Annotated in this window: 11 protein-coding genes and 1 pseudogene; 4 read left to right on the top strand and 8 right to left on the bottom strand. The window is 60.3% G+C overall.

The genetic code is table 11. The features are described 5' to 3' along the window. Positions 1-14: 14 nt before the first annotated feature. From Enr8_RS08410 to Enr8_RS08400, 3 genes are all read right to left on the bottom strand, one after another. The gene (locus tag Enr8_RS08410) at positions 15-1175 is read right to left on the bottom strand and encodes an efflux RND transporter periplasmic adaptor subunit (RefSeq protein WP_146430404.1); all 1161 of its coding nucleotides are present in this window, start codon (positions 1173-1175) and stop codon (positions 15-17) included. Positions 1176-1242: 67 nt separating this feature from the next. After that, entirely contained in the window at positions 1243-1830 is a 588-nt protein-coding gene (locus Enr8_RS08405; RefSeq protein WP_186767522.1) for a TetR/AcrR family transcriptional regulator, read from the bottom strand. Positions 1831-2461: 631 nt separating this feature from the next. Beyond that, complete coding sequence (locus Enr8_RS08400) at positions 2462-7441, bottom strand: PVC-type heme-binding CxxCH protein (protein ID WP_146430400.1); 4980 nt, start codon at positions 7439-7441, stop codon at positions 2462-2464. Positions 7442-7746: 305 nt separating this feature from the next. On the opposite strand from Enr8_RS08400, the gene Enr8_RS08395 reads away from it, so the two are divergent. Next, complete coding sequence (locus Enr8_RS08395) at positions 7747-9243, top strand: AlkA N-terminal domain-containing protein (RefSeq protein WP_146430398.1); 1497 nt, start codon at positions 7747-7749, stop codon at positions 9241-9243. Next, positions 9227-9658 (top strand): annotated as a pseudogene (locus tag Enr8_RS26480) (methylated-DNA--[protein]-cysteine S-methyltransferase); the annotation flags it as partial. The gene Enr8_RS08395 and the pseudogene Enr8_RS26480, both read left to right, overlap by 17 nt. Positions 9659-9746: 88 nt before the next feature. On the opposite strand, the gene Enr8_RS26075 reads toward Enr8_RS26480, so the two are convergent. Then, positions 9747-10697: a hypothetical protein gene (locus Enr8_RS26075; RefSeq protein WP_246120003.1), complete on the bottom strand. Its 951-nt coding sequence runs from the start codon at positions 10695-10697 to the stop codon at positions 9747-9749. A gap of 59 nt (positions 10698-10756) precedes the next feature. Next, on the bottom strand, positions 10757-11923 hold the full coding sequence (locus Enr8_RS08385; RefSeq protein WP_146430395.1) for a XylR family transcriptional regulator: 1167 nt from the start codon (positions 11921-11923) through the stop codon (positions 10757-10759). Between the two features lie 226 nt (positions 11924-12149). On the opposite strand from Enr8_RS08385, the gene Enr8_RS08380 reads away from it, so the two are divergent. Both Enr8_RS08380 and Enr8_RS08375 read left to right on the top strand, forming a co-directional pair. Continuing rightward, on the top strand, positions 12150-13298 hold the full coding sequence (locus Enr8_RS08380; RefSeq protein WP_146430394.1) for a sialidase family protein: 1149 nt from the start codon (positions 12150-12152) through the stop codon (positions 13296-13298). 53 nt (positions 13299-13351) lie between these two features. After that, positions 13352-14296 (top strand): dihydrodipicolinate synthase family protein, encoded by a 945-nt coding sequence (locus Enr8_RS08375; protein ID WP_146430392.1) that lies wholly within the window; start codon positions 13352-13354, stop codon positions 14294-14296. A 164-nt stretch (positions 14297-14460) separates the two neighbouring features. On the opposite strand, the gene Enr8_RS08370 is transcribed toward Enr8_RS08375, so the two are convergent. The 3 genes from Enr8_RS08370 to Enr8_RS08360 form a co-directional block, all read right to left on the bottom strand. After that, positions 14461-15924 carry a DUF1501 domain-containing protein gene (locus Enr8_RS08370; RefSeq protein ID WP_146430390.1) on the bottom strand — a complete coding sequence of 488 codons (1464 nt, stop codon included), beginning with the start codon at positions 15922-15924 and terminating at the stop codon, positions 14461-14463. A gap of 16 nt (positions 15925-15940) precedes the next feature. Further along, positions 15941-18394, bottom strand: a complete 2454-nt coding sequence (locus Enr8_RS08365; RefSeq protein ID WP_146430389.1) for a DUF1549 domain-containing protein — start codon at positions 18392-18394, stop codon at positions 15941-15943. 92 nt (positions 18395-18486) lie between these two features. Further along, positions 18487-19878, bottom strand: coding sequence for a hypothetical protein (locus tag Enr8_RS08360; protein WP_146430387.1), 1392 nt, complete (start codon positions 19876-19878; stop codon positions 18487-18489). Positions 19879-19906: the final 28 nt, after the last annotated feature.

Here is a 19906-nt window from a genome sequence, read left to right as displayed (position 1 = left end):
CGAAAGGGGCGTCGTTAGCGCGGACGACGCCCGGCGTTCATGTCGGCTTGCAGAGACGGCGGTTTGACTTCGGTCACCGCGATCGGCGTGTTGGGAAGCAAACGTTCGTTCCCTTCCACGATCACCTTGTCGCCGGGCGTCAGCCCAACCGCCGAGACGACGACCCAATCGCCCGTTTCAAACTTGACCTGGATCGGTTGACGGACGGCGGTGGTTCCTTGCTCTCCAGCGACCGCTTTACAAACGTAGACGGCGCCGCCAGCGCGAACGACCGCGTCCTTCGGAACCGTCAGGTCCTCTTGCGACGGACCAATCGGCAGCCAGGCGTCGACTGACATGCCGGGAGAAAGTTCTCCCTCTTCGTCATCGAGCATCACGACGAACTGAAACGTGCGCGTGCGGGGATGGACTTCGTTGACCCGCTTGGACGATTTGGCGACATAATGTTTGTCGCTGCCGACGATTTTTACCGCCGGCGTTTGGGCGTATTGGCTGAGGACGCCGGCGTAGCGTTCCGGTATCTCGAGCCAGGCCTCGATCTCGCCGGTCGAGACGAGCGTCACGAACGGTTCGCCCGCTTTGATCCATTCGCCTGGTTGAGCCAGACGATCAATCACCTGGGCGTCGTACGGAGCGCGAACGGTGGTGTCGTCGAGCCGAACCTGCATCAATTCGATCTGGCGTTCAATCTCAGAGATGCGGCGCTGATCGGTCGCCAGGCGCGCTTCGGCGACGGCGACTTCCGTTTCGTTGTGTTCATGTTGCTGCTGCGAGATCGCGTTGCGGCCGACCAGGCTGTGCGAACGCTCTAGGTCGAGTTTGGTTTGCCGCAGTTCCGCTTGTCGCTGCGAAACAAGCGCCTGGGCCGTTTGCAACATCGCCTGCAATTCGCCTTGCTGGGCTTCGAGCCGCCGCGAGTCGACCCGCGCGATGACGTCTCCATTTTTGACGGCGGCGCCTTCGCGAACCGTCACTTCCAGCACGCGGCCATCTTCTAGCGCCGCGACGCTACCCCGGGCGACCGCTCGCAAGCTGCCAGTAAAGCGATGATGGGGTTGTACTTGTCGCAGCTCGACCGAAACGGCGTGAACCGCCACCGGCGGCATTTGCGCCCAGGCCGAGTTGGCGAGCAGAATCGCCGCCAGGGCCAATAGGGGGAACGTGGATCGTTTCATACGGTTATCTCCAGAGAGTCCAGTAGACCAGTCGTCTCCGCTTCGATGCAGAGCGAGAGGCTTGGTATCAGGTTCGCTTGGCAATTAACAATTCGAACACAAAATGTAGGAATTCGTCAATCGGCTTCACGTCGTTGTTGACCTGGGCGCGGATCAAAACGCCCTCGAAAGCCGAAATCATGAAGTCGGACAGCTTCTCGGCGTCCTGGTTCGGATCGATTTCGCCCGCCTCTTGCCCTTCGCGGACGCACTGGGCAATGATCGACCGCCATTGATCCCAGCCGCAGCGGACCGCCGCTTGCATTGGTGGACTGAGGGCGCCAACTTCCAAGGCCAGTTTCGGAATCAAGCATTCGCGACGAAATCCGGCCGCTTTGAGATGTTCGCGGGCCCATTCAAAATAGGCGCGCAACCTCGCCACCGGCGTCATCGAACGATCAGACAACCGCTCGCGAAGCATCTGTACGGCGTTATCCGACGAGCATTCGACCACCGCGATCCCAAGCTCTTCTTTCGACTTAAAAAAGTGATAGAAGGAGCCCTTGGGCACGCCCGCCTCTTTCAGGATCTCATTCAGGCCGCAGCCGTTGTAGCTTTTGGCGACCATCGCCGCACTGGCGGCCTTGATGATTTTTTGTTTGGTTTCTGAAGACATAGGCGTCTCCCTTGGTCCCGGCATGATGGTGAGTGAATAGTAGACCAGTCGTCTCGGATGGACAATACGTAAAACCCGCAAGGTCCAGAGGCTGAAATCGAAGCGGGTCAGGCCGGGTACCACCGTTACCTGGGCGGGCAGTCGCCAGCAGCACCCGCCGAGGCACACCCCCACCTCGGGGCATAAAATGCTTGACAAAGCGCACGGAAAAAGGGTCGATTATGGAGTGATGACGATCCTCAGATGCCTCCGCGGAGAGTACCAGCCGGTCTTCCGCGCGAAAAAAAGAGAATCAGCGGTCCATTGGCGCGTGGCCCGTCGAATAGTCGGTAGGGTGCGTCTGGACGCACCACGAACCTGCCATGGCGGCGGTTTCGCGACCCGCGTGGCAACGCAAACTCTTGGCGTCATTGCGTTTCCACGCGATGCCAGCGCGTGACGTAGAGCAGGTTCTCGGTGCGTCCAGACGCACCCTACGGAGAAAAAAAATGCGCTGGTCCAGTCCACTATCTCGCATCGCGAAAAGACGAAACGGTCCGGTCCAGTCCGACACGAAAGTTGCCCAGACTGCCAGAAAGCGAGGAGAGCAAAAAAAACGCGCGCAGGCGGTCCAGTTTGTTCGCCGGTAGCCTTACTTCTTCGGCAGCGGCGATTTCAGGAACTCGAGCAGATTCGCCATGTCGGTGACGTTAATCTCCTTTTCCAGCCCCTCAGGCATCAGCGACTTTTCGCTGGTTTGGAAGAGATCGATTTCGCTGCGGGGCGTTTCCTGCAATTTACCGTCGGCCAGTTGCAGCACGATCGATTCGCCCGATTGGCTGGCCACGATGCCGATGTACGATTGGCCGCCGAGGGTCAGGATCTGACTGGCGGCGTATTTCGGTTCAACTTTGCCGCTGGGATTCAAAATGTCGTACAGGATCGCTTCCCGCGGGCGGTTGAGCGAATCGGCCAGGTCGGGACCGACGCTGCGGCCTGCCTCTTCGGTGGCGACGTGGCACTTGGCGCAGTTTTTCAGGAAGACCTCGCGGCCAGCCACGGCGCCGCCGATCGTGCGAGGCGCTTCTTCGTAGGCGGCCAGCACCGCGTCGCGATCGGTCGAGGCCGCTTTGCCAAAGACCTCGGCCGCGGCGGTGCGAATCGCCGGAATACGATGCTCGTGCAGGGCCCGCTGTTGATCGAGACTGACGGCTGACGCCAAGACTTCGCCTGACTTGATGGCGGCGAAGAGGCTGTCGACGCCAAGTTGGCTCTTCAGCAAGTGAGTTAGAACCGCTTGGTGCGACTGCGGCTCCATTTCGGGCCACGCGGTCAGCAGCACTTGGGCTCGCTTTTCATTGAGCCCGCCGCCAAGCGCATCGATCGCCGCTAATTGAACGGCAGGAGGTAACCGCGGATGAAGCAGATCAGCGAAGAAATCGTCACCCACCGACGAAAACCGGGCCAACAGCAAGATCGCCTCGCGCCGATCGGCCAGCGGCTGCGCTTCATTCAGGGCGACCTCTTCCAGCCGCTCGGTCAACGCTTCGGCGTTGGGCCTCGCCTGCTTCAGGAGCGCCTCGAACTTGGGATTGCTGTTGAAACCTTCCGCCAGACCAGCCAGCAAGATCAACTTCCGATGGGGCGCCGGGCTTTGCAGCGCCAATTGCACCAGGGCCGCCGTTTCGGCTTCATCTTTGCGAGCGCCGACCACCTTGGCCAGACGCCTGTTAATTGCGTCAGCCGCCGCCGTATCGGCGAGCTTCGCGAGGACCGCGCCGCTGCAGGTCTCCGTCGCCGTCATAATCGCATCCGCAAAGTTGACGTCATCACCATCGCTGGCGACCAGCTTGGCCAAGACGTCGACTCGCCGCGGATCGGCGGTCGTACCCATCGCCAGCGCCAGCCGATAACGGACAAACGGATCGCTGTCGTCAGCCAACGCCATGGTCGCGGTAAGCAATTCCGGCTTGTCGCTAAAGACTTGGCTCGCCAGTTCAATGGCTACGGCGCGAACATGCGGGTTCTTATCGCCCAGCGCCGCCGCGATCGTCCCCTCCTCCAATTGACCAATTCCGGCCAACGTCCAAATCGCATGCAACCGAGCCAACGGAGATTCGCTTTGCTCGAACAGCTTTTTGATCGCCGGAGCGGCCGAGGTCACTTGCCCTTCGACCAGCGTCTGCTGCGCCAGACGGCGTCGCCAACCGTTGAAGTCGGCCAGCATCGCGACCCACTGGTCGGTCGTGGTCGGCATTGTGTATTTGGGGAGCGGCGTGTTGTTATCGGCAGTGATTCGCCAGATGCGACCGCGATCTTCGCCGGCCCGCCAATCAAGCTGCGCGGCGATTTCGGGCGGCAGGAACTTCGGATGTTCGACCCACAAGCGATACATGTCCGCCAAGTAGAGGGCGCCGTCAGGACCGTTCGCCAGACTGGCCGGGCGGAACCAGGTATCGGTCGACGCCAGAAAATCGGCCTCTTCTCGGGCCCGCACCGAAGTGAGTCGGGCGCCATCGCGGGTGACGATTGCCCGGGTAACCAAGTGACCGATCGGCTCGCAGGTGAAGACGCTGTTCTCCATCGCTTTGCCGAGCGCTCCGCCGACATAGGCGGTCGTGCCGCAAGCCGACGTATGCGTACCCGCGTGCGAGAGCCAATTGCTTTTCATCGCGACCAGCGGATACACCTTCGAGGCGCCGCCGGAAGGGGCGACGTCGTACTGGGCGGTGTAGATCGGCGCGAAGCGATTGCGGCGCAGCTCCCCCATCGTCATTGGCGCGGCGAGAATCGGATTGCGGTTGGTGACGAACAGGCGATCGCCCCATTGGGTGATCGTGTTGCCGAACTGCCCAGTGCCGGCCGCTGGGCCGAACTCGCGGGTGATCGGATCGAACCAGAATTCGGTTCGCGGCATGTCAAACGGCTCGGCGTCGCTCTCTCCCTTGGTGATCTTGCCGACGCCGTAGTTCAGATAGATCTTGTTATCGAGTCCCCAGCGAGGATTGCCGACCTGCATCTGAGCATGCGCCGGCACGAAGCCGTCGAACACGACCTCGCGCGAGTCGGCGACGCCATCGTCATTGGCGTCTTTGAGCAGCAAGACTTGCGTTTGGGCGCAGGCCAACACGCCGCCGGCATACGGCATCAGGCTATGGCAAAAGGTAAGCTTGTCGGCGAAGACCGAACGTTTGTCGAATTGCCCGTCGCCATCGGTATCTTCCAACAACACAATCCGCGACAGCGGGTCATCGCTTTCGTTCGGCGGACCGATCGGGTAGTCGCTATATTCCGCGACGAACATTCGTCCGCGGGCGTCAAACGCGATGGCGACCGGATCCATCACCAGGGGTTCGGCGGCGACCAATTCGATCTTGTAGCCTGGCTCGATCTGCAGGCAAGCCAACTCTTCGGCAGGCGACTTGGGCGCCGGCGTCTTTTCGTCGACCCAATGGCGGCCTCCCTTGGTCTTGTCCTCTTCGCTCAGCTGCGGCGTCTGAGCGACGCTGCCGCCTTCGCCAGTTCCTTCGGCCGCAAGCGTTGCAACCTCGGCGTCGGTAAGGGCTCGATCGTAGACCGAGACTTCATCCAAACGGCCTTCCCAGTTCGATTGATTGTCGCTGCGGCCGCCGAAGAACGTGTGATCGAACGAGCCGACCGATTTGGCGTCGGCGGCCAGCTCCAAGGCGCCGTCGACATAGACTTTCGCCTGGTCGCCCGTTTTGACGAGCGTCACGTTGTGCCAGATCCAACGCTCCAGCGGCGTCTTGCCGAAGACCTGCGACTCGGGCTTGTCTCCCAGTTGCAACACGACGCGGCCGGCGTTGTCTCCCTTGCCTGCCAGCCCCAACTGGATCCCTTCCGGCGTGACGCTATCGACATAGTCGCGCGAGAACATCCAACCGGCGATGGGGCGAGCGTCGAGATCGAGCCCGTTCCAGCACCAAAGGCTGACGGTGTAGTCGCCTTTCAGTTCTGGAGTCCGCGTCACGATCCGCCCGCCGGCAAAGTGAGCGGCCCGATTGATCGTGTCGGCGGTCGAGAAGGCTGGGGCGTCGGCGCCGGCCAGATAGAAGACGACGCCATCTTCGTACGTCGCATCGCGATAGCTGGAGGAAGCGTCGGTGACCGTGGGGCCTTCCATTTCGTCCAGCCGATAGTAGCGAACCGGGTTCAGCTTGGCGATTGCGTCGGCCATCGCACAGGCAGGCGCGGTCGCTTCACGGCGCGGCTTGCCGGTCACTTTTTCGAGCAGATTCAAGTCGGCTGCGACGATCTTCGGCTCGGCCGTCACTTCCAGACCGGCCGAACGCGCGGCCCAGGTGTTGTAGCCACCCAGCACATGTTGCTCCGGCGGGGGAATATACCCGTCGCCGCCGTTGGCAAGTTCGATGACGAACGTTTTCTCGAGCGGACTGCGGGCTTTCAGCTTCAAGCCGGTCAGGGCATACGTTTCGTTGGGGGTCGTGGTGATGGCGATGTCGCCAATGCGAAGGGCCTGCAACACGATTTCAGTCGATTGCCGCTCGTGCAGAATCGGCTGTTCGCAGGCATAGACTTCGGCCGGGGTCTTCGGCAGCTTGCGGTCCCCCATCTCGGCGATGACGTTCTTCGCCCACGTGAGACGTTCGTTGGTCGGTACGCGATACTTCAGCTCCATCCGCATTTCGGCCATGTCGATTGTCGCGTCACTCTCGTATTGAATTGCGTCGAGCGCCTGCTCGGTACGGTCGACCATCCCTTCGACAAAGCCGTCATACGTTTGATTGGCGCCGGCGCGATAGTCGACCCGCCAGATGTCGCCGCTGCAGCCGTGGGACATGACCGCAACGAACGGCGGTTTGTCTTCGCTCTTCTGGTCGTACTTCGCCTCCAGAGCGCGGCAATAGTCGCCAAAATAGTCGGCCGCTCCACCGCCGCCAAAGTAATGCATCGAGAAATTCGCCAACATCGCGATCGGGCGTCCGTCGAGCGATTGGAACGAGATAAGGGCCAGCTCCGGATCTTCGGGCCCCGACTCGCCGGTGACGTTCTTGATGTTGTTTTTGGCGGCGTGCATTTGGGCCCGCATCGACTTGTTGCCAAACGGATCGGTCCCTATGTGATCTGGGCCGAAAATCCACCGCCGCAGCGCGGTGAACTCGTTGGCGTCAGCCGTGCCGTAGCCGACCTTCGCAGGCGCCAGGTTCTGCTGCGCGGCCAGCACCGCTTCGGCCAGTTTGATTCGCAGGTACGGGGTATAAGACTCATCGGCCGGAGTTCCCAGGGCGCCCATCGACGAGGGCGCGCTGTGCGTGTGCGTAGCCGACATCAGAATATGATCGGTCGGGATCTTGGTCTGCTCTGCGGCAAGCTGCTTGGCGCTGTCGATCAAGTCTTTCGGCAACATGCAGCTGTCGGTCACCACAATCGCGAGTTGCGACTTGCCGTCGCTGACCACGATTGCGCGGGCGAAGATGTTTTTCGGTTCGCCGGTGCGGCTGTAGAAGCTGCCGTTGATCAGCACCGGAAACTGCTGCGGCGTGACGTCGATCGCCGCGGCGCCGACTTGCAATTGGGCCAGCGCGGTGGATCCGCAGCAAAGAGAAACAGCGACGGTGATCGCCAACGTAAGACTACGAAGCGGCTGCATCAGGTCGTCTCCAGATGGATGTGCCTCAGGCGGGGGCGAGCGAGGCGTCGTTGTCAGGTGGGAAATGTCGCCGGAGAGATTTTATAAAGTCTCCGATTGGCTGCCATGATATCTCGTTGAATCGAAAATTGCCAATAGTTCTTTTGTCGGCTCCGTTTTTTCCTGAAATCGGTCGCGGACTACGCCAAAAAACTGGGGCGTTGCGCAAGACAGGCCGCCGCTGGATCCGCCCTAGCGACGAATTAATCGACCATCATGTCCGAAAACCGCGAGACGCCATTTCGCCCCCTCTCTATATTAAACGTATGGAACTAAACGCCGAAGCTTGTTACCGCGCTGTGCTGGCCCGCGACGAACGTCACGACGGCCGCTTCTTCACCTGTGTGAGGACGACGCAGATCTATTGTCGACCGGTTTGCCCAGCCGTGCCGCCAAAGCGGGAGAACTGTTGGTTCGCCAGTTTAGCGGCCGCAGCGCAAGAAGCGGGCTACCGTCCCTGTCTCCGCTGTCGACCGGAAAAGGCACCCCAGTTTTGGAACGAGGGCGCCACGCAGGTCGTCGCCCAAGGACTGCGGTGGATCGAGGAAGGGGCGCTCGACGTTGAAAACGTCGCCGCACTGGCCGAGCGACTCGGCATCGGTGAGCGTCAGCTGCGGCGCCTGTTTCAACAAGAGTTGGGCGCCTCGCCAATCGCCGTCGCCCAAACGCGGCGGGTCTTGCTCGCCCTCCAGTTGCTTCAGCAGACCAATCTGTCGATGATCGACGTCGCCCTGGCGGCCGGATTTCAAAGCTTACGCCGCTTCAACGAAGCGTTCCAGAAACTATACGATCGACCGCCGGCGAAATTGCGGCGCCAACATCGCCAGGCAGCGGGCCCCGGTTCGCAGCTGTCGTTGTCGCTTCCGTATCGCCCGCCCTACGACTGGCCAAGCATCCTGCGATTTCTGGAGCAACGCGCCATCACAGGCGTCGAGCAAGTCGAGGGCGCCAGCTACGCGCGCGCGATTGAGCTCGACGGGGCTGTCGGAACGCTCCACGTCGCCGACGCGCCGGATGAAGCGGCGCTACAGGTGACGATCCGCTTTCCCCAGCTGAAGAGTCTGCCGCAGATCATTGCCCGGATACGTCGCATGTTTGATCTGAACGCCGACATTGGCGCGATCGGCGGCGTGTTGTCGCAGGATCCGCGGCTTGCCCCGCTGATCGAGGCTCGTCCGGGCCTACGTATTCCCGGCGCGTGGGACGGCTTTGAGATTGCCGTGCGGGCGATCCTGGGTCAACAGATCACCGTCCAGGCCGCCCGCTCGCTGGCTAGTCGACTTGTCTCGAAACTGGGCGTGCCGCTGGAGGGGGAAGGTCCGGCCGGTCTGACGCATCGCTTTCCGCCGCCTGAACGTTTTGACCAACAAACGATCGAGTCGCTCGGAATGCCGCGGGCCAGAGCGGCCGCCATCGTTGATCTCGCCACGCGTTTGTCGGCCGAACCGCAGCTGTTAGAAACGATCGGGCAGCGAGCGAACGCAATCGAAGCATTGTGCGAGCTACGCGGCATCGGCCCCTGGACGGCCCACTATATCGCAATGCGGGTGCTGCGTGACAGCGACGCGTTTCTCGCCGCCGACGTCGGTTTGCAACGGGTGATGGCGGTCGACGGCGTTCGCCCTACCGCCAAACGACTGCTGGCATGGGCCGAGAACTGGCGACCGTGGCGAGCCTACGCCGTCATGCACCTGTGGACCAGCGAATCGTCATCTTTGGAATCGAGTCACCCACAGGAGGTCCCCAATGCAACTGCAACTTAGCCGACAAACGTCTCCTCTGGGTGAGATGTTCATCGTCACCGACGCCGACAGGACGCTGCGATCGCTCGACTTTCACGATTACGAGCCGCGCATGCGAAGACTCCTCTCACGGCATTACGGAACCTACGAGTTGACCGCGGGAGAAACGCCGCACCTGATTTCCGAGGCGCTGCACGCCTATTTTGCTGGCGATCTGTCGGCCGTCGAAAAGCTTCCAACGCGGACCGGCGGCACCGAGTTTCAACGCCTGATTTGGAAAGCGCTGCGCGGGATCGCTCCTGGCGAGACCTGCAGCTATGGCGAGCTGGCTCGGCGGATCGGCAAGCCCAGCGCTTCGCGGGCGGTCGGTTTGGCCAATGGCGCCAATCCGATTGCGATCGTCGTGCCATGCCACCGGGTCATCGGCTCGGGCGGATCCTTGACTGGCTACGGCGGCGGTCTCCCGCGCAAACGGTGGCTGCTAGACCATGAGAAGAGGCACGCCGCGACTTGTGCGGCGAAAATCAGGCCATCAGATAGCGGAGCGCCTCATCCGCCTGATTCCGCTTGCCTTCATCCTCAATCCAACGACGGAGCGTGCCATAGCCATACAACGTCTTCACGCGATGGGTCAGGCGGGCTTGATCACGTTTGAGCATCCCGTTCCAGTAGGCGGGCTGGCGTGGGTCTTCCGGCGACTTTTCCACGTTCCCCAGTTCGTCCGAAACGTCGGGCAGCGACCGCCACAATTCAACATGAAAGTGGTGCGCCGGCAAGGCGTTCTGGGCGAGTTGCCGATAGCCGAACCGATTGATTTCGGTGATCGCGGCCGCATGATTGACCAGATGCCAAAGCCCGCCGAAGCCCTGTTTGCGAACAGCGGCGGTCGCAATCAGCTCATCGATCGAGACGTTGACCATGTCTTGAATCGAGTTGTAAGGAGCGAACCTGGCGTCGTCGGTCAGTTTGACTTGATGCCCCAGCAGCCAACCTTTTTCCTTTCCATAGTAGCCGCGTCCCGGATGCGCCTTTTGAAAGCCGGCGGTCAGTTTCCGAATGCCGGCGATGGTTTGCGGCGTCGCAAAATCAGGATGATCCTGTAGCGCTCGCAACGCGAGCGCTGCGAAGATGATGTTGTGTCCCGACTGGCGAAGCTGGCCGACGTTTTCGGCCAACGCGTCAGCAATCGAATCAATACCGTCAGGCGTCGCCGCTTGTTGATCGAGCGGCTGAAACAGGTCCTCCGGCTTGATGCCGGCTTGCTCAACGTTCCACCAGATTCCCTCTTCGCCGGCGATGACCCGCTCCAGCTCTCCTTCGATTCCCTGGCAAACTTCCTCGGGCAATTCGGCGTGGTCTTCGCCATAGAAATAGCCGGCGACCACGGCAGCGCCCAAATGCCCCGCCATGGTTCCCGCTCTATGTGCCCGGGCTAGTGCGGTAATGCCGGTTTGCAGATAGCGAAATTCAATCATTGGAAGTCTCCCGTCACGCGCGGCGTACTACTACTATTTTTACCGCAGACAGGGCGAATTTAAACAGTCGATTGTGAGCGAAATTCTTTGGGCGTCATGCCGAGATGTTGACGAAAAACGCGACAGAGTTGCTGCGAGGTTTCAAAGCCAGTTTGCCGGGCGACATTGACGATTTTCTCGCTGGTTTGCTGGAGCATCTTTTGCGCACGCAACAGTCGAATGCGGCGCAGCTCCTCCATCGGAGCCCGCACAAAATGCTCACGAAACGCCTTCTCCAAGCCGCTCCGACTCATCGCGACTTCACGCACGACGTCGACCATGCTGATCGGCAGATGGGCGTTGGCCTGCATGTAGCGCAATGCGGCGGCGACTTGGGGGTGCGGAACCGCCATACTGTCGGTGCTATGCCGTTCGACGACGCGGGTCGGCGAAATGTAGATCGTTTCAGTCGGCGGCGCCTGGCCCTCGATCAAGCGGGCCAACAAGGCGGCGCCTTCGTAGCCGACCTGCTCCAGGTTGTTGTCGATACTCGAGAGCGGCGTTTGCAGACAGTCGCAGATCGTCTCGTTGTTGTCGACTCCGAGAATCGAGACTTCATCGGGGATCGACGCGCCGATCGCCATCGCCGCCTCGATCATCTCGATCGCTTCGACATCGCGGGCTACAAACACCGCGAGGGGACGGGGCAACTCGGCCAACCGCTTCGCGATCCATCGATGTCGCTCTTGTCGCGTATCGACGGCGTCTCCTTGTTCCTTTTGCCATGAGAGAATCTGGCAGCCGAGATCAAATTTCGCGAGCTCTGCGGCGAACGCGTCACCACGGCGCTGGCTAACCCCTAGTTCCCATCGATGAACGTACGCGAAATGTCGGAATCCGCGATCAAGAAAATGCTGAGCCGCCATCGCGCCGATCTTCGCATTATCCATCGTCACGCGGGGCAGACGTATGTCGGGGCGACTCTCGGCGAGATCGACCGTCGGCACCTCCAGCTCTTGCAACGACCGCCAAAGCTGCTGACGCGCCCCCAGCAGCGTGATGACGCCGTCTCCATCCCAATGACGCGGAACCGGATCATCGAAGTCGAAGGTCACATGCCACTGATGATCGCGCGCAAACCGCGCCACACCCCGGTGAATTTCGGAGTAGTACCAGCCAAGTGCGAGCAGCACGTGAGATCCGCTGCCGGGGAGGCGCTGTCGCTGAGTCGTGGTGTTCCTATTCATGAGCGCCTTGGCAAGATGGCAGGTGATATCAATTCCTCTATCTTAATCGATTAAGTAGTGAAATCGACAAAACTTTTCGGCAACATGCGCATGTTAAGCAATTCTTGCTACAGTATCATGAGAATGGCGATCTTCGTCGCTGATTTTTGATCGCCCCGCTTCTCAGCCAGCGCTCCCGCCATTTTGCCTTCCCCGTATCCCTTTCCGCTTCCGCACGAGGCCCCCCATGAAACGCTTATTCGTCGCCGCTTTGTTCGCCCTTTCGGCAATGGTCACAGTCGGCGTCGCCCAAGCTGGCGAGCTGCAGGAAACGGTTGTCTACCAATCGGGCCAAAATGGCTATGACACCTATCGCATTCCCTCCATCATCACGGCGCAGGACGGAACGCTGCTGGCGTTTAACGAAGCGCGGAAACACAGCATGCATGACACCGGCGACATCGACCTGGTGCTCCGCCGCTCGCACGACAATGGCGCTACCTGGAGCGATATCGAGGTTATCTGGGACGACAAAGAGAACGTCTGCGGCAATCCTTGCCCAGTGGTCGATCAATCGACCGGCAAGATCTGGCTGTTGTTGACCTGGAACTCCGGCAAGACGCCGGAAGGGAAAATTCAGGCCGGCTTTGGGAAAGACTCCCGTCGCGTCTTCGTCGCTTCGTCTGACGACCATGGTAAGACCTGGACTAAGCCGACCGAGATCACCACCGACGTCAAAGACAAAGAATGGACCTGGTACGCTACCGGCCCCGGCAGCGGCATCCAAATCGAACATGGCCCACACGCCGGCCGCCTGGTGATTCCGTGCGATCACAAATGGCTGACCGGCGGTAAGCTGAAATTCGGTTCGCACGTCATTATCTCCGACGATCATGGTCAAACGTGGAAATTGGGCGGATCCGCGCCCAACTACAAGGTCAACGAATGCGAAGTGGTCGAACTAACCGGCGGCAAGCTGCTGCTGAACATGCGAAATTACGATCGCAAGCAGACGGCCCGCCAGGTGTGCGTCAGTGAAGATGGCGGCCAGACTTGGACCGATCAGAAGTTTGACCCGGCGCTGATTGAACCGATTTGCCAGGCAAGCGTCCATCGCTATCGCTGGCCTGTCGGCGATCAGCCGGGCGTCGTCCTGTTCTCCAATCCGGCCAACCCCAAGGGACGATCGGCGATGACGGTCCGCGCCAGTTTTGACGACTGCAAAACTTGGCCAGTTGCCCGTCGCCTGTTTGACGGCAGCAGCGCCTACTCGTCGCTGACGGTTCTGCCCAACGGCGAAATTGGTTGCCTCTACGAGCGGAATGGTTACAAAGAAGTGGTCTTCGCGCGCTTCGATCTCGATTGGCTCACTGCACAAGCGGACGGTCCTAAGTAGCTCGCCGCCGCTTCCCTTCCTTTTGTCTCGAATATGAAACGGGGTTCGAGCACGTGATTCAACCGAACTACGGTCGATTAACTGGTCTCGTCGCGGCGACGTTTACTCCATTTCAGCACGATGGCGCCATCAATATCGCGCGCATCCCGCCGATGGTCGACTATCTGATCGAACAGCAGATTCGCGGGCTGTACGTCTTGGGGAGTACGGGAGAAGGCGTTTCGCTGACCACAGACCAGCGGAAGCAGGTCGCCGCAGCATTCGTCGCCGCCACGCAGGGACGAATCCCCGTGATCGTCCAAGTGGGCTGCGAGAGTTTGGCCGCCGCCGCCGATCTAGCGGCCCACGCCCAACAGATTGGCGCCGACGCGGTCTCGGCCGTCAGTCCCGTCTATTTCAAACCAGACACGGTCGAGTCGCTGGTCGACTCGATGGCGCAAATCGCCAGCGCCGCGCCGAACTTGCCGTTCTACTACTATCACATTCCTGGGGCGACCGGATTGGCACATTCGCCGCTCGCGTTTCTCGAAGCGGCCAAGCAACGAATCGCCACGCTCCGCGGCATCAAGTTCACCTCCCCGGCAGTGCAAGACTACCAGGCCTGCATCGAATCGGCGGGAGATGAGTACGAGGTGCTGTGGGGCCTGGATGAGATGCTACTCTCCGGCCTAACCGCCGGTGGAACCTCCGCGGTCGGCAGCACCTACAACTTTGCACCGGCCGTCTATCACCATTTGATGCAAGCCTTCGAGCAAGACCAGACGGACGAAGCCCGACTGTGGCAATCGCGCTCGCAGCAATTGGTGCGAGCGTTCGTGCCGTTTGGTCCGCGGGCCGCCCAAAAGGCGATCATGGCGATGATCGGGCAAGACTGTGGCCCAAGCCGGCTGCCGATTCGTTCGTTAATGCCGGAAGCCATTGAGCAGTTGCGTTCGCATCTCGAGGAAATCGGCTTCTTCCAATGGTCGCACCTGGCGCCCATTTCGACATCGTCATAGAGCAATCGACTTTAGTTGCCTGTTGAAAAATGCCATCGTGGCATTTTTCAACCTCGCCAGGCTCAGAGCATAGCTCTTCGCGGCTCGCAAAATAACGACTTACGTCGTTATTTTGGGATCGCATCCGTGCGATCCAGCAGCCCGTTGAGAAAATCAACGGCCTGTTAGACGAATAGCTCGGTCACCGCTTTTCCTTTGCCATCCTGCGTCACATAGAAGGGGCGTTCTTCGATCGTGAATCCGGTACGCGGGCTGATCCCCATCGCGGCCATGATCGTGGCGTGCATGTCCATTACGCTGACCGGATTCTTGGTCGCGATCAGCGGACGTTCATCCGCCGTTTCGCCATAGACGAAACCTTTCTTCACGCCCCCGCCGAACATCGCCACGCTGGTGCCGCCGGTGAAGTGGCGATGCAGCCCGTAGTGCTTCGATTCGGTTACTTTGTCGACCTTGAAGGTCGCCTGATCGTTGGCAATAGAACCCGGCTTTCCTTCGACGATCGCGTCGCGGCTGAATTCGGACGCGACGATCACCAGCGTGCGATCGAGCAATCCTCGCTCTTCCAGATCGAGCACCAATTGGGCGATTGGCCGATCGATCTCCGTATGCATGCGGGCAACGGTATCGTGACCATTGGCGTGGGTGTCCCAATGCAGAAACGGAACGTACTCCGTCGTTACTTCGACAAACCGGGCGCCCGCTTCAACCAAGCGCCGCGCCAGCAAACAGCCGCGGCCAAAGCGGCTGGTATCGTACTTGGCGTACGATTCTTTCGGTTCGAGCGACAAGTCAAACGCGCTGCGATCTTTCGAGCTAAGCAAGCGATAGGCGTTGTCGAGCGATCGCAACATCGACTCTTGTTGGTAGTCGCTCATGTAGTCGCGCTGCGGAGTTTGATCGACCAACTTGCGGAACAGCTTATTGCGATCAGCGAAACGATTGGCGTTCATCCCTTTGGGCGGACGAACCGCAGCGGCGGCTTCCTCGGGGAAGGGCAAGTTCATTGGACCGAACTCACTGCCGAAGAACCCGGCGGTCGTAAACGCCTTCAGCTCTTCCTTTTCTCCCACGCCTTCCAGCCGCTGACCGATGTTGACGAAGGGGGGCATCACCGGGTTATTCGGTCCCAACACTTTCGCCATCCAGGCGCCAATATGCGGACAGGCGACCGTTTGCGGCGGAACGTAACCGGTGTGCCAATGATATTGATGCCGCGAGTGCAAGATGCTGCCCAGGTCGGGCTGTACCGCCGAGCGGATCAGCGTTCCGCGGTCCATCACTTGGGCGATATTCTCAAGTCCGGCACAAATCTGCAGACCATCGACGCTGGTGTCGATCGCCGGGAATGTGCTGAGCATGCTGTCGACCGACATCCCCGTTTCGTACGGCGTATACCGTTTGGGGTCGAACGTCTCCGGCGCCGCCATGCCTCCGGCCAACCATAGCAAGATGCAGGCGTCCGCTTTCGCCGGCGGTTGCTCGACCGCATGCTCCTCCGACGCCGAAACCATCTGCGGTGCGCCCGTCATCCAGGCGGCGGCGCTAGCGGCCGCCAGCTTCTTCAAAAAGTCGCGGCGAATGGCCCGGCGATCCTGTCCCATCGTTTCGTCTCGTTTCTCAGCCATGGTTCTCGCTCGCCAGTTAACGAATGATCATAAATTCGGGAAGCATCAACACCGTCCAAAGCATGTCCTGTACGCTCTGCGGGTCAGGTTGCTCGCCGATCGCCTCGGCCAAAATCGTTTGCTCCTGCTGCGACGCGTGTCGAGACAGAAGCGACATGTAGACATGATCGACCAGCTCGGCCGAGTTCGCCCAGTCGCGTTTCAAGAGTTGCTGCGCTGCCTGCGCGAGCGCGTTGTCCAGCTCGGGCCCATTGGCCAGACTGATCGCCTCGAGCGTGGTCAGCTCGTTGGGCCGGGTCGAAACGACCTGATCGCGATTCGGTCTGCCAAGCGATCGCATCAGGAAGTCCCCCTTCACCAGCGCGGCCCGCACCATAGGGGTTTCGCCCGCGAGCGCCGCCATGGCGCCATTCTCAACGCCGCTCGTCCACGCGTCGAGCGCCGGCGCCACAACAACCGGCTGGGCCGCTTCGGCCCATTCGGCGAGCGGCTGCTTCTTGAGAACGTTCGACTTGGGCGCCGCGGTCCAAGTCCATGTCGCGTCCGAGGCGATTGTCGTCGATTTCTCACCGGGAAGATCGATCTTGGCCTGGAAGTAGAGTCCCGCCGGGTTGGGTCCGCTGCCGGCATTCTTGCCGATCACCACCAGCTCATTCGCCCCTTTTCTCAGATAGGGATTCAGCTCAACCGACTGCACCTCGGTCCAATCGCCGCTCGACGCCACTTCCTGGCGATTGATCCAGAGCTGGAACTCGTTATCGCAGGTGATCGCCGCGATCGCCGATGTTGGCTGGTCGTCAAGCTCGATCGTTTTGACCAAAGCGATGGTCTCGCCGGCTGGCGGCGACTTGCCGCCGGCGGCAGAACTGCTCCATATCCAGTTCGCAATCAGCTTCACTTCGGTCGCCTTGCCGGCGTCGCCCTTAACTCGATCCACCTTCGCGTCGGCGATGCGAGGCGCAGCGCCGGAAAGTCGCCAGACCGAGTCGACAAATTGCTCCGCCGTCAGCCGTTTGGCCTGCGGACCGCGATAGACGTATTCTCCATCGCTGGAGCCATCCGCCAGCACTTCGGTCTGCGATTGATACGCTCGGCTGGTGGCGATCAGACGCATCAGTTGCTTTAAGTCATAGCCTTCATCGGTCAGCGAAACCGCCAGCTGGTCGAGCAAGTCTTCGTTCCAAGGCCGCGACTGCATCGAGTCGAGCGGATGGACCACGCCGCGGCCCATCAGTCGTTGCCAGAGTCGATTGGCGATCGTGCGGGAGAATCGCCCATTTTCTGGCGCCGTCATCAGCGCCGCCAATTGCTTCAAGCGTTCGGGCTGAGCCGCTTCGGGATCAATGGTCCCCAGTTCGGGAAACAACCAGGCCGCTTTGGCGATCTCGCCAGTCGGCTTGTCGCAGCGGTGCAGTTCGATCGGTTTGTCGGCGTAGACGGCCGCCAACCCATACGCGTCGGCAAGCTTCCAGTTGTCGACAAAACTGTTGTGGCACGAGGCGCACTTCATGTTGATGCCCAACAGCGACTGCGAAACGTTTTGCGAAAACTGAATCGCGGTCGTTTGCCCGGCGCTAACTTCGCCCCGCCATTTGATGCCATCGATAAATCCGCGACTGGCCGACGTCGGCGGAGCGATCAGCTCGCGGGTCAGCTGATCGTACGGTTTGTTCTGCCGCAGGGCGTCGTACAACCAAGTGGTGATCTGCGAACGGCCGCCGGTGATAAAGCCGGTACCGTCGTAGTCATTCCGCAGCAGATCATTCCAAAAACTGAGCCAATGATCAGCGTAGTCGATGTCGCGAGCCAACAGCGCGTCGATCACGTCCTCTCGCTTTTGCGGCGAGTCGTCGGCCAGGAAGGCCTGCAGCTGGTCAACGGTCGGAGGCAAGCCGACCAGGTCGAGCGTGACGCGCCGCAGAAACTGCTCGTCTGTGATCGGGCCTGGACGGGCGATTTGCTGATCGGCGAGATAAGCGTCGATGATCCGATCGATCGGATTCTCACGACCGTCAACAACCGGAGGAAGTTCGGGACGACGCGGCAATAGCGGCGGCTCGTAGAACTTATCCCCAAAGGTAAACCCCGGTTCCCAAGGCATGTCCGACGTTACCCAGCGCTGGAGCAGGGCGACTTCGTCTGGGGAAAGACGCGGGCGATCCTTGGGCGGCATTTGCATGTCGGGATCGTCCGACTGGATCAGATCGAGGAAATAAGAGCCTTCGACATCGCCAGGGATCGCCATGGCGTTATCGAGAAACGCCTTGCGATCGTTGATCGAAAAACCTCCCTCGGCCTTGGCGCCAGAGTGGCACGCGGTGCAATGCTTGCGCAAAATCGGCACGATCTGATGAGCAAAATCGATCTTCGCCGCAGGTTCGGCAGCTTCGATACTCGCCTCGCTGATCGCCTGTGCGCCGCAGATGGAGAGCGCGCAACACAAGACCTTCAACGCCAAATTGAGATTCATGAGGTGGGCTTTTTCTAGGTGGGAACGGCATCCGTACGTTCAATCTAGCATAGCCACACATCGTGCACAAACGACAGTGAACTTCTTTGCGCCTATCGAGCCAGTTCGACCGTTTCAGCCACCTTGCTTGCAAAGGAGTTCAATGCGTCAGTCGATTCTTGTCGGGTAAATTGAAATTGGTCCTGTTTTAGCGACAAAATTATCTGCTCGGCGGTGGTCGTAACGCTGAAGGCGGCGGCCGTGCGGGGTCGAACCGGCGGCATGCCAATCAACGAATCGTACACCAGATTGCCCGCGACCAGACCGCCGTTGGCCACTGGTAGCTTGGTGGCGAATCGCCGCCATGAATTGCCCAAGTTGGTCAGCACCGCCGTCGCGAAACAGAAACGACCATTGACGATCCACGGATGAGCGCCGACCGCCTGGATACCGGCTAGCCCGCCAATGAAATACCGCGACAAGCGATCACCGCGAATGGCGTTCGTCTCCCAAGCCAGCGACTTCAGCAACTCGTCTGGTTTCTGACAGAAGTCGCCGCGCCGCGTCAAAAACGCGAAACCAATGTCGTTGGTCGTCGGCATCGCCTTGTCGCCGCGACCACGTAGGTTTTGCGGCATGAGTACCCGCAATTGACGACGTTTGATCGGAAATCCTTGCGTTTCGATCTGCTCATTGAGCGCTAAGAACAAGTCGCGCAGGAGCAAGTCGTTGAGCGTCACCTTCGTTTCGGTCGAAAATCGTCGTAGCGCCACGGTCGTTTCGTTGGAGAGCGCAACCGAAACCGGACCGCGTTGCTTGCGCTCGGCGCCTGGCTCCGCTAGCGGCAGACCGCTGGTGAGCGGCAACGGCCGATCGGCGAAGAAGCGAAACGCCGAAGCGATGCCGCTGCCGACGTCGCAAAGTCCCTTCCAGACGCTCGGATTCTCCAGCGCCGAGTTGCAGCGATCCAGCAGACGCTCGGGCTCCAACTTGCGCGGCGTCGCCGGCTTGGCTCCGGGAGTCGCGTTGTTGTACCCCGTCAAGAAGTCTTCAATGAAAGCAAAGCTTCCCACACCATCGGCACAGGCATGATGAAAGTGAAACATCACCGTCGATCGGTCACTGCCGCTACGGACAAAAACGCGCAGGCCGACATCTTTGGTCAGATCGATCACCTGATCGTAACCGTCGATGTACGGCTCGCCATATTCGCCCCAATCGACTTCGGGCCGACGATCGCACAGTTGCCAAACTAGGCCCCGCTTCTTGTCGTTCTCGATGACGCTGCGAAACATCGGCGCTCGCTCTAGCGCAAAGTTCAGCCCTTCCTCAAACGGGCCACGTTCTACCGTGCCTTGAAAGCGGGCCTCGGCGTCGCAAATCATCGGATACTGCGGACGCGTATCGGCGAACATGAACTTCTCTACCGGCGACAGCGGCAGAGGAAAGACCTTGCTTATCGCGGCGGCGTAGTCCGATTTGGGAACGTCTGCGACTTGCGACATCGGCGATCTCCCTACAGCAGGGCGGAAG

It is taken from the genome of Blastopirellula retiformator (assembly GCF_007859755.1).
Lineage (GTDB): Bacteria > Planctomycetota > Planctomycetia > Pirellulales > Pirellulaceae > Blastopirellula > Blastopirellula retiformator.
Note: the sequence above shows the minus strand (reverse complement) of the source record. Positions and strands in the feature narration are given on the sequence as shown.